The sequence below is a fragment of the Pseudomonas sp. RL genome (genome assembly GCF_000647775.1).
GTDB classification, from domain to species: Bacteria; Pseudomonadota; Gammaproteobacteria; order Pseudomonadales; family Pseudomonadaceae; genus Serpens; species Serpens flexibilis.
On sequence record NZ_JBOY01000017.1, the window covers coordinates 1 to 11,119 of the forward strand.

Below are 11,119 nucleotides of genomic sequence, written 5' to 3' on the forward strand. Positions count from 1 at the left end.
TTGCCACCGCTAGGACCTGAACCTAGTGCGTCTACCAATTCCGCCACCTGGGCACATGAAACGATGTGTTGCCTTCGTTTCCGTGTTACAACGGCATCGCTGTCGTTGTGGCCGCGAACTATACGGACCACCTTTTTCCTTGTAAACCCCTGACAGCAAAAATAATTGTCCGGCAAAGCTGCCGTGCGGGCGCGATTCGCGCTTCAATAGACAGAGGGCCCGTTCCGCCCTCACACAGAAGGTGATTTTTCTTAATGGCCGATTGGCAATCCCTCGATCCCGAGGCCGTCCGCGAGGCGGAGAAGTACGATAACCCCATCCCCAGTCGTGAACTGATCCTGATGCGACTGGATGAGCGTGGCGCCCCGGCGACCCGCGAGCAACTGATCGAAGAGTTCGGTCTGACCACCGAAGAGCAGCTCGAAGCGCTGCGTCGCCGTCTGCGCGCCATGGAGCGCGATGGCCAACTGGTCTACACCCGGCGCGGCGCCTATGCCCCGGTGGACAAGCTGGACCTGATCCGTGGTCGGGTCAGCGGGCATCGCGATGGCTTTGGATTCCTCATTCCCGAGGACGGCAGCGACGACCTGTTCCTCAGCCCGGCGCAGATGCGCCTGGTGTTCGACGGCGACCGCGTGCTGGCCCGTGTGGCGGGCTTCGACCGTCGCGGCCGGCGCGAAGGCGCCATCGCCGAAATTCTCGAACGCGCCCACGAGGTGCTGGTCGGCCGCTTCTTCGAAGAGAGCGGCATCGGCCGCGTGGTGGCCGACAACCCGAAGATCCAGCAGGAAGTGCTGGTCGCGCCCGGCAAGCAGGCCGGTGCCAAGCATGGCCAGTTCGTCCAGGTGCGCATCGAGCAGTGGCCGAGCAATTTCCGCCAGGCCCAGGGCGAAGTGACCGAGGTGCTCGGCGACTACATGGCGCCGGGCATGGAAATCCAGGTGGCGCTGCACAGCTATGGCATCCCCCACGTCTGGCCCGAGGCGGTGGAACAGGAAGCCGCCAAGCTCAGTCCCGAAGTAGCCGAGCGTGACAAGCAGAAGCGTGTCGATCTGCGTCATCTGCCGTTCGTCACCATCGACGGCGAGGACGCCCGCGACTTCGACGATGCCGTCTATGCCGAACCGGCGGAGGGCGGTGGCTGGACCCTTTACGTGGCCATCGCCGACGTGTCCTTCTATGTGAAGGTGGGCTCGGCGCTCGACGAGGAGGCTGCCAAGCGCGGCAATTCGGTGTACTTCCCCGAGCAGGTCGTGCCGATGCTGCCGGAAGTGCTATCCAACGGCCTGTGCTCGCTCAACCCGCAGGTCGACCGCCTGGCGATGGTGTGCATCGTCGATCTGTCGGCCGCCGGCAAGATGACCGGCTATCGCTTCTGCGAAGCGGTAATCCACTCCCATGCGCGACTCACCTACACCAAGGTCAGTCAGTTGCTGGAGCAGCCGAAGAGCGCCGAGGCCGCGCAGCTGCGCAGCCAACTGCCGCAGGTGACGCCGCACCTCGAGGAGCTGTACCGGCTGTTCAAGGTGCTGCTCAAGGAGCGCACCGTGCGGGGCGCCATCGATTTCGAGACCCAGGAAACCCGCATCGTCTTCGGCGCCGACCGCAAGATCGTGGAAATCCGCCCGACCGAGCGAAACGACGCGCACAAGCTGATCGAGGAATGCATGCTGTGCGCCAACGTGGCCACCGCGGCGTTTCTGCAGGAACACGAGATTCCCGCGCTGTACCGGGTGCATGACAGCCCGCCGGCGGAAAAGCTGGAGAAGCTCAAGGGCTTCCTCGGTGAGCTGGGCCTGACCCTGTACCGGGGCAAGGGCGAACCGACGCCCAAGGACTACCTGCGCCTGCTCGATGCGGTGCGTGATCGCCCGGATTTCCACCTGATCCAGACGGTGATGCTGCGTTCGCTGAGTCAGGCGGTTTACAGCCCGGAGAATGTCGGTCACTTCGGCCTCAACTACGAGGCCTATACCCACTTCACCTCGCCGATCCGCCGCTACCCCGATCTGCTGGTGCATCGTGCAATCCGTGGCCTGATCCGCTCCAAGCGGCAGAGCGAGCACGTGGTACGCGTGGGCGCCGCCGCAGTGCCCAAGGCGCGCATCTATCCCTACGACGAGGAGCGCCTGGCGCAGCTCGGCGAAGACTGCTCGATGACCGAGCGGCGCGCCGACGAGGCCACCCGTGACGTGGTGAACTGGCTCAAGTGCGAATACATGCGCGACCGGGTCGGCGAGACCTTCCCGGGCGTCATCACCGCGGTCACCGGTTTCGGCATCTTCGTCGAACTCACGGATATCTATGTCGAGGGCCTGGTGCACGTTACCGGCCTGCCTGCCGACTACTACCACTTCGACCCGATGCACCATCGCCTGGCCGGCGAGCGCAGCGGGCGCATCTTCCGCCTGGGCGACAGCGTCCAGGTGCGCGTGGCACGGGTCGACCTCGACGAGCGCAAGATCGACTTCGAGCTGGTCGCCGAAGCGGCGGCGCAGCGCCCACGCGGCGAGCCGGCGGTTTCTGCGGAGAAGCCTGTCCGGGCGCGCAAGGGCAAGTCACCGGCCAAGGCGGTCGCTCCGGCGCCGGTCAAGGCCGAGAGGCCCAAGGCCACCAAGCCCGTGAGCGAGCCGGAAAAGCCGGCGCGCAAGAAGATTCGTGACCTGGACGACGAGCCGGCCTTCGACTGGCCGGACCCCGAGCCCGAGGCCCTGCCGCGCAAGCGCAAGGTGGCGCCGGGTACCCAGCCGGAACGTCCGGCGATCCTCGGGCATCGCAAGGCGCGTGAGCCGCAGGTCGAGTTGCCGGAGGAAGTACCGGCGCGGCGGCGTTCGAGCGAGAAGCCGGCACTGCTGTCGCGCCGCGTGGTAGGCAAGGTGCAGGTACTTTCCGCCGCCGAACTGGAGGTGCAGGTGGCCGCCGAGGTAGGCAAGAGCCGCGCGGTCAAGAAGGCGCTGCTCGACGAGGCCAAGGGTAAAGGCAAGCGGGCCTCGAGCAAGGCGAAAGACAAGGATTCCGGCAAGGCCGGCAAGAGCAAGAGCGGCAAGGCCAAGCGTGGCGCCGGCAAATCCAAGGCGAAGTCATGAGTGATCTGGAAAAGGTTTACGGCGTACACGCCGTGGAGGCGTTGCTGCGCCACCATCCCAAGCGGGTCAAGCAGTTGTGGGTGGCCGAGGGCCGCCAGGATCCGCGCATCCAGGCGTTGCTGAGCCTGGCCGAGGCGCATCGGGTCAACGTCGGCCAGCGCGAGCGCCGCGAGCTGGACGAGTGGGCCGAGGGTGTGCACCAGGGCGTGGTGGCGGAAGTCAGCCCCAGCCAGGTGTGGGGCGAGAACATGCTCGACGAACTGCTCGAGCGCAACGAAGGTCCGGCGCTGCTGCTGGTGCTGGACGGGGTCACCGACCCGCACAACCTGGGCGCCTGCCTGCGCACCGCCGACGCCGCCGGCGCGCAGGCGGTGATCGTGCCCAAGGACAAGTCCGCGACCCTGAATGCCACCGTGCGCAAGGTGGCCTGTGGCGCTGCGGAGGTGATTCCGCTGGTGGCGGTGACGAACCTGTCGCGCACCCTGGAAAAGCTGCAGAAGAAGGGCTTGTGGATCGTCGGTACTGCCGGCGAGGCGGACAAGGAACTCTATGATCTGGACCTCACCGGCCCGACCGTGCTGGTGATGGGCGCCGAGGGCAAGGGTATGCGCCGCCTGACCCGCGAGCACTGCGACTTCCTGGCGCGCCTGCCGATGGCCGGCAGCGTCAGCAGCCTGAACGTTTCCGTGGCCACCGGCGTGTGCCTGTTCGAGGCGCTGCGCCAGCGTCGCCGGCCGGCCTGACCGGCGGAGCGAATAATCGGCGTCGCGCCTTGCCTGGCGCCGGTTGCCTCTCTAGAATGTCGCCCCTTGCCCTGCCGGCAGGCGTTCGCTCGCCTGCGGGGCAAGTCAAGAACGAGACATTCACTCCTTGCCTGATCGCACGCGCGGCAGGCTACAACCCGTAAGGAGCATTTATGCGTCATTACGAAATCATCTTCCTGGTTCACCCGGACCAGAGCGAGCAGGTTGGCGGCATGGTTGAGCGCTACACCAAGCTCATCGAGGAAGACGGCGGCAAGATCCACCGCCTGGAAGACTGGGGCCGTCGTCAGCTGGCCTACGCCATCGACAACGTTCACAAGGCTCACTACATCCTGATGAACGTCGAGTGCGGCGCCAAGGCCCTGGCCGAGCTGGAAGACAACTTCCGCTACAACGATGCCGTGATCCGTAACCTGATCATCCGTCGCGACGAAGCCGTTACCGGCCAGTCCGAGATGCTCAAGGCCGAAGAAAACCGCAGCGAGCGCCGTGAGCGTCGTGAGCGCGTCGAATCCCCTGAGGGTTCCGACGACAGCGACAATGACAGCGACAACGCTGACGAGTAATCACCGGATCTATTGAGGAGCCAAGACCATGGCACGTTTCTTCCGTCGTCGTAAGTTCTGCCGTTTCACCGCCGAAGGCGTGAAGGAGATCGACTTCAAGGATCTCAACACCCTGAAGGCCTACATCTCCGAAACCGGCAAGATCGTTCCGAGCCGTATCACCGGGACCAAAGCCAAGTACCAGCGTCAGCTGGCCACCGCCATCAAGCGCGCCCGCTACCTGGCCCTGCTGCCCTACACCGACAGCCACGGTCGCTAAGACCGTGCCGTCGACGACAGGCGCGAGATAGACAAGCATGCGGGCACTGGCCGACTTCATCATGCGCGGACGCACCCAGGCCATCCTGGTGGTGGCGGGTGGTGCGTTGCTGCCGATGCTGTTCTGGCTGAGCGCCGCCGCCGGCAGCCTGGTGCTGCTGCGTCGGGGGCTGAACGATGCCCTGGGCATCCTCGTCTGGGCCTTGCTGCCGGCCATTGGCTGGTGGTGGTTCGGCGAGCCGCGCACCTTGCTGGTACTGCTCGGCGCCCTCTGCCTGGCCCTGGTGCTGCGCGCCAGCGTGTCCTGGGTGAAGGTGCTGCTGGCCAGTGTGCCGTTGGGCGTGGTGTTCGGTCTGGTGCTCGGCAGCCAGTTCGCGGAGCCGATCGAGGCCGTGGCCGCTGAGCTGCAGAAGCTCATGCCGCAGGTCATTGGCAGTGGCTGGGAACAGCTGTCCGCCGCCGAGCAGGCCCAGGTTCTGGGGCTGATCGTGCCGGTGCTCACCGGCCTGATGGCCGCGCTGCTGCAGATCGTCACCCTGCTGTGCCTGCTGCTCGGGCGCTACTGGCAGGCGGCACTGTACAACCCCGGCGGTTTTGGCGAGGAATTCCGCGCCCTGCGACTGCCGCTGTGGATGACCGTGCCGCTGGTGGCCGGCATGCTGCTGGGTCCGAGCCTGGGCCTGCCCATGCTGGCGCCGCTGTGCAGTGTGCCGCTGGTGTTCGCCGGTATTGCCCTGGTGCATGGACTGGTCGCCGCCCAGCGTCTCGGACGCTTCTGGCTGGTGGGCCTGTACGTCACCCTGGTGCTGTTCATGCAACTGGTCTATCCGCTACTGATGGTGCTTGCCATCGTCGACAGTCTGTTTGATTTTCGCGGCCGCGTGCCCCGCAAGGGTTCCGGGCCTGCGAACGGTGAAGGTTAAAAGTTAAGAGGTAAGACTCAAATGGAAGTCATCCTGCTGGAAAAAATTGCCAACCTCGGCAACCTGGGCGACAAGGTCAAAGTTCGCAGCGGTTACGGTCGTAACTACCTGATGCCGCAAGGCAAGGCCACCCCGGCTACCGCCGAGAACGTGGCTGCGTTCGAAGCCCGTCGCGCCGAGCTGGAAAAGGCTGCTGCCGAGAAGAAGGCCGCTGCCGAAGCCCGCGCCGCTCAGCTGAACGAGCTGGAAGTGACCATCACCGCCGTTGCTGGCGATGAAGGCAAGCTGTTCGGTTCCATCGGCACCGCCGACATCGCCGACGCCCTGACCGCCTCTGGCGTGGAAGTGGCCAAGAGCGAAGTGCGTCTGCCCAACGGCACCATTCGCCAGGTTGGCGAATACGACGTCGCGCTGCACCTGCACACCGACGTCGAGGCCAGCGTCCGTCTGGTCGTGGTCGCCGGCTAAGGTCGACGAACTGTCTGGCCCCTTGCGGGGTCGGACGCGTAACATCAGGCACGTTTCGCTCAAGCGGAACGTGCCTGTTGTTTTTCTGCCGCAGCAAAACGTTGTCGAGACCCATGAACGAAATCAGCCTACCCGAGCAGTACGACCTGGAAACCGCGGCCCTCAAGGTGCCCCCGCATTCCATCGAGGCCGAGCAAGCCGTGCTGGGTGGCCTGATGCTGGACAACGACGCCTGGGAACGGGTCGCTGACCAGGTTTCGGATGGCGACTTCTACCGCCATGACCATCGCCTGATCTTCCGCGCCGTCCACGTGCTGGCCGAGCGCAACATGCCGTTCGACGTGGTGACTCTGTCCGAGCAACTGGACAAGGAAGGCCACCTGAACCAGGTCGGCGGCCTGGCCTACCTGGGTGAACTGGCCAAGAACACGCCCTCAGTGGCCAATATCAAGGCCTACGCGGCGATCATTCGCGAGCGGGCCACCCTGCGCAAGCTGATCAGCGTCAGCAGCGAGATCGCCGACAGCGCCTATGCCCCGCAAGGCCGCAACGGCGACGAGATCCTCGACGAGGCCGAGCGCAAGATTTTCGAGATCGCCGAGGCACGCCCCAAGAGCGGCGGCCCGGTGGGCCTCAACGACATCCTCGCCAAGGCCATCGACCGCATCGACACGCTGTTCAATAGCACCGACGCCATCACCGGCCTGACCACCGGCTTCTCCGACCTGGACGACAAGACCAGCGGCCTGCAGGCCGCCGACCTGGTGATCGTGGCCGGCCGTCCGTCGATGGGCAAGACCACCTTCGCCATGAACCTGGTGGAGAACGCCCTGCTGCGCAGCGACAAGGCGATCCTCGTCTACTCGCTGGAAATGCCTGCCGATTCCATCGTCATCCGTATGCTCGCCTCGCTGGGGCGCATCGATCAGACCAAGGTGCGCACCGGCAAGCTGGACGACGACGACTGGCCGCGCCTGACCTCGGCGGTCAACCTGCTCAACGACCGCAAGCTGTTCATCGACGACACCGCCGGCATCAGCCCCTCGGAAATGCGCGCGCGCACCCGCCGGGTGGCCCGCGAGCATGGCGAGATCGGCCTGATCATGGTCGACTACCTGCAGCTGATGCGCATCCCCGGCTCCAGCGGCGACAACCGGGTCAACGAGATCTCGGAAATCTCCCGCTCGCTCAAGGCGCTGGCCAAGGAATTCAACTGCCCGGTAGTGGCGCTCTCGCAGCTCAACCGCTCGCTGGAGCAGCGGCCCAACAAGCGCCCGGTCAACTCCGACCTGCGCGAGTCCGGGGCCATCGAGCAGGACGCCGACATCATCATGTTCGTTTACCGGGACGAGGTGTATCACCCGGAAACCGAGCACAAGGGCATCGCCGAAATCATCATCGGCAAGCAGCGTAACGGGCCGATCGGCACGGTGCGCCTGGCCTTCCTCGGTCGCTATTCGCGCTTCGAGAACCTGGCGCCGGGTAGCTACCAGTTCGACGACGACGAATAACTCGCCAGCGTCCGGCCGGCGAGGGCGTCGCCGCGCCGCTTTCGCCTTGCGGGCCCGGCTGTGAGGAGTAAGCTTTCCCGGGTCTTTTTCCGCTGCACAGGATTTCCCCATGCGCCCCCTCGTCGCCACGGTCGATCTGGCCGCCATCCGTCACAACTACGCCCAGGCCAAGCGCTGTGCGCCGGGGCGGCGCGCCCTGGCGGTGGTCAAGGCCGATGCCTACGGTCACGGCGCGGCCATGGTGGCGACGGCGCTGGCCGAGGAGGCCGACGGGTTCGCCGTGTGCTGTGTGGAGGAGGCCCGCGTGGTGCGCGCCAATGCGCCCAAGGCGCGCATCCTGCTGCTGGAAGGCTGCTTCGACGAGGAAGACTGGCGCACGGCCGTGGCGCTCAACCTGGATGTGGCGGTGCAGGGCACTGAGCAGGCCGAGCGCCTGTTGATGCTGCGCAGCGACCGCCAGCTCAACGTCTGGCTCAAGCTGGATTCCGGCATGCACCGGCTGGGCTTCTCCGCCGAGGAGATCCGTCACTGGGCCGAACGCCTGCGCGCCGCGCCGCAGGTGGCCGAAGTCAACCTGATCAGCCACCTGGCCTGTGCCGACGAACGGGGTCACGAGCTCACCGGCCAGCAGCTGGATTGCTATGTCGACCTTCAGGACGTGGCGTTCGACCAGCGCAGTTTCGCCAACTCCGCCGCGGTGCTGACCTTTGCCCCGGCGCACATGGACTGGGTCCGGCCGGGGATCATGCTCTACGGCGCCTCGCCGTTCGCCGGGATGAGCGCCGCCGAGCTGGGCCTCACGCCGGCCATGAGCCTGACCGCGCAGATCATCGCGCTGCACGATGTGCCGGCCGGCGACGGGGTGGGCTACGGCGCCGCCTGGGTGGCGCAGCGGCCGTCGCGCATCGCCACGGTCAGCTGCGGTTACGCCGACGGTTACCCGCGGCACGCGCCGTCCGGCACGCCGGTGGTGGTGCGCGGCCGGCGCGTGCCGCTGGCCGGCCGGGTGTCCATGGACATGCTGGCCATCGACGTCACCGACCTGCCGGAGGCGCGCATCGGCGATGCAGTGGAACTTTGGGGTGCCCAGCTGCCGGTCGACGAGGTCGCGAAGGTTGCCGGGACCATCGGCTACGAGCTGCTGACCAAGGTCACCGCCCGGGTACGCCGCGAGTACCGATCGTAGGCGCTACCGGCCACTGCCAAACCCGAGCGTCCTTGTCGGACTTGTTCACTTTTTGTGCTATATTCCGCGCCCTTTTTCGTATTGCCCCTGGTTCCGTCCATGACCGCCGTCAAGCCGCTGTTCGACTACCCCAAATACTGGGCCGAGTGCTTCGGGCCCGCGCCCTTCCTGCCGATGAGCCGGGAAGAGATGGATCGGCTCGGCTGGGACAGCTGCGACATCATCGTGGTCACCGGCGACGCCTACGTCGACCATCCGTCGTTCGGCATGGCAATCATCGGCCGGCTGCTGGAAGCCCAGGGCTTCCGTGTCGGCATCATCAGCCAGCCGGACTGGCGTTCCAAAGACGACTTCATGAAGCTCGGCAAGCCGAACCTGTTCTTCGGTGTGGCGGCGGGCAACATGGACTCGATGATCAACCGCTACACCGCCGACCGTAAGGTGCGCTCCGACGATGCCTATACCGCCGGCGGCGAGGCCGGCAAGCGTCCGGACCGCGCCAGCCTGGTGTACAGCCAGCGCTGCAAGGAGGCCTTCAGCGATACGCCGGTAGTCCTCGGCGGCATCGAGGCGTCGCTGCGCCGCATCGCCCACTACGACTACTGGTCGGACAAGGTGCGCCGTTCGATCCTCATGGACGCCACCGCCGACCTGCTGCTGTATGGCAACGCCGAGCGCGCCATCGTCGAAGTGGCTCATCGCCTGGCCGCCGGCCAGCTGATCGAGGCCATCACCGACGTGCGCGGCACCGCCTTCATCCGCAAGGACACCCCCGCGGGCTGGTTCGAGATCGACTCCACGCGCATCGACCGGCCGGGCAAGATCGACAAGATCATCAACCCCTACGTCAACACCCGCGACCTGGAAGCCTGCGCCCTGGAAAACGGCCAGCCGCCGGCCGAGGACCCTAACGAGGCCAAGCCGCTGGTGCTGCTGCCGCACCCGAGCCATGACCGCGAGCGCACGGTGATCCGCCTGCCGTCCTTCGAGAAGGTGCGCAACGACCCGGCGCTGTATGCCCACGCCAACCGCGTGCTGCACCTGGAAACCAACCCGGGCAACGCCCGCGCGCTGGTGCAGAAGCACGAGAACCTGGACATCTGGCTGAATCCGCCGCCGATCCCGCTGACCACCGAGGAGATGGACTACGTGTTCGCCGCGCCCTACGCGCGCGTGCCGCACCCGGCCTACAACGGCGCGAAGATTCCCGCCTACGAGATGATCCGCTTCTCGGTGAACATCATGCGCGGCTGCTTCGGCGGCTGTACCTTCTGCTCCATCACCGAGCACGAGGGGCGCATCATCCAGAGCCGCTCGCACGAGTCGATCCTCCACGAGATCGAGGAGATGAAGAAGGTGCGCGGCTTCACCGGGGTGGTCTCCGACCTCGGCGGGCCGACCGCCAACATGTACCGGCTGGGTTGCAAGAGCCACGACATCGAGAAGCACTGCCGCAAGCCGTCCTGCGTTTATCCGGGCATCTGCGAGAACCTGGATACCAACCACAGCTCGCTGATCGAGCTGTACCGCAAGGCCCGCGCGCTGCCCGGCGTGAAGAAGATCCTCATCGCCTCGGGTCTGCGCTACGACCTGGCGGTGGAATCGCCCGAGTACGTCAAGGAGCTGGTCACCCACCACGTGGGTGGCTACCTGAAGATCGCCCCGGAGCACACCGAGCGCGGTCCGCTGGACAAGATGATGAAGCCGGGCATCGGCTCCTACGACCGCTTCAAGAAGATGTTCGACAAGTATTCGAAGGAAGCGGGCAAGGAACAGTACCTGATCCCGTACTTCATCGCCGCGCACCCGGGTACCACCGACGAAGACATGATGAACCTCGCCCTGTGGCTGAAGGCCAACGGCTTCCGCGCCGACCAGGTGCAGGCCTTCTATCCGTCGCCGATGGCCTCGGCCACCGCCATGTACCACACCGGCAAGAATCCGCTGCGCAAGGTCACCTACAAGAGCGAAGGCGTGGTGGTGGTCAAGAGCGAGGAGCAGCGCCGTCTGCATAAGGCCTTCCTGCGCTGGCACGACCCGAAGAACTGGCCGCTGCTGCGCGAGGCGTTGCTGCGCATGGGCCGTGCCGACCTGATCGGCTCTGCCAAGCATCAGTTGATCCCGGCCCATCAGTCGGCCGGCGATGCGGGCTACCAGAGCGCGCGGCGCAAGAACTCCACGCCGGTCGGCAGCAAGAAAGCCGGGCAGGGCGGCAAGCTGCTCACCCAGCACACCGGCCTGCCGCCGCGCAGCCACGACGGCAATGCCTGGGACAAGCGCGAACAGGCCAAGGCCGCTGCCGAAGCCCGTCGCGCCGAGCAAGCCCGGGCGGGCAAGGGTGGCGCCGGCAAGGGCGG

At 66.0% G+C, this 11,119-nt stretch carries 9 protein-coding genes; all 9 read left to right on the plus strand.

Features of this window, described 5'->3' with window-relative positions; genetic code table 11:
• Window positions 1-254 precede the first annotated feature (254 nt).
• Entirely contained in the window at window positions 255-3,086 is a 2,832-nt protein-coding gene (gene rnr, locus AS93_RS18660) for a ribonuclease R (protein WP_051587331.1), read from the plus strand.
• The gene (gene rlmB, locus AS93_RS0104250; protein WP_027589448.1) at window positions 3,083-3,829 is read left to right on the plus strand and encodes a 23S rRNA (guanosine(2251)-2'-O)-methyltransferase RlmB; all 747 of its coding nucleotides are present in this window, start codon (window positions 3,083-3,085) and stop codon (window positions 3,827-3,829) included. Before rnr ends, rlmB begins: the two co-directional genes overlap by 4 nt.
• 173 nt (window positions 3,830-4,002) lie before the next feature.
• Window positions 4,003-4,416 carry a 30S ribosomal protein S6 gene (gene rpsF, locus AS93_RS0104255; protein ID WP_027589449.1) on the plus strand — a complete coding sequence of 138 codons (414 nt, stop codon included), beginning with the start codon at window positions 4,003-4,005 and terminating at the stop codon, window positions 4,414-4,416.
• A gap of 28 nt (window positions 4,417-4,444) precedes the next feature.
• Window positions 4,445-4,675 (plus strand): 30S ribosomal protein S18, encoded by a 231-nt coding sequence (gene rpsR / locus AS93_RS0104260; protein ID WP_003452992.1) that lies wholly within the window; start codon window positions 4,445-4,447, stop codon window positions 4,673-4,675.
• A 37-nt stretch (window positions 4,676-4,712) separates the two neighbouring features.
• Complete coding sequence (locus tag AS93_RS0104265) at window positions 4,713-5,597, plus strand: hypothetical protein (protein WP_027589450.1); 885 nt, start codon at window positions 4,713-4,715, stop codon at window positions 5,595-5,597.
• 21 nt (window positions 5,598-5,618) lie between these two features.
• The gene (gene rplI, locus AS93_RS0104270; protein WP_027589451.1) at window positions 5,619-6,065 is read left to right on the plus strand and encodes a 50S ribosomal protein L9; all 447 of its coding nucleotides are present in this window, start codon (window positions 5,619-5,621) and stop codon (window positions 6,063-6,065) included.
• 113 nt (window positions 6,066-6,178) lie between these two features.
• Complete coding sequence (gene dnaB / locus AS93_RS0104275; RefSeq protein WP_027589452.1) at window positions 6,179-7,576, plus strand: replicative DNA helicase; 1,398 nt, start codon at window positions 6,179-6,181, stop codon at window positions 7,574-7,576.
• Between the two features lie 109 nt (window positions 7,577-7,685).
• The gene (alr, locus tag AS93_RS0104280) at window positions 7,686-8,762 is read left to right on the plus strand and encodes an alanine racemase (RefSeq protein WP_027589453.1); all 1,077 of its coding nucleotides are present in this window, start codon (window positions 7,686-7,688) and stop codon (window positions 8,760-8,762) included.
• Between the two features lie 99 nt (window positions 8,763-8,861).
• Window positions 8,862-11,119: YgiQ family radical SAM protein (locus AS93_RS0104285; protein ID WP_027589454.1), on the plus strand; the 2,258-nt coding region annotated here is incomplete at its 3' end.

What these genes read in the sequence shown, in the direction of transcription:
- alr (WP_027589453.1), top strand. Translation starts at nt 7,686, where the DNA reads ATGCGCCCCCTCGTCGCCACGGTCGATCTGGCCGCCATCCGTCACAAC.
- AS93_RS0104265 (WP_027589450.1), top strand. Translation starts at nt 4,713, where the DNA reads ATGCGGGCACTGGCCGACTTCATCATGCGCGGACGCACCCAGGCCATC.
- rplI (WP_027589451.1), top strand. Translation starts at nt 5,619, where the DNA reads ATGGAAGTCATCCTGCTGGAAAAAATTGCCAACCTCGGCAACCTGGGC.
- rpsR (WP_003452992.1), top strand. Translation starts at nt 4,445, where the DNA reads ATGGCACGTTTCTTCCGTCGTCGTAAGTTCTGCCGTTTCACCGCCGAA.
- dnaB (WP_027589452.1), top strand. Translation starts at nt 6,179, where the DNA reads ATGAACGAAATCAGCCTACCCGAGCAGTACGACCTGGAAACCGCGGCC.
- rlmB (WP_027589448.1), top strand. Translation starts at nt 3,083, where the DNA reads ATGAGTGATCTGGAAAAGGTTTACGGCGTACACGCCGTGGAGGCGTTG.
- rpsF (WP_027589449.1), top strand. Translation starts at nt 4,003, where the DNA reads ATGCGTCATTACGAAATCATCTTCCTGGTTCACCCGGACCAGAGCGAG.
- rnr (WP_051587331.1), top strand. Translation starts at nt 255, where the DNA reads ATGGCCGATTGGCAATCCCTCGATCCCGAGGCCGTCCGCGAGGCGGAG.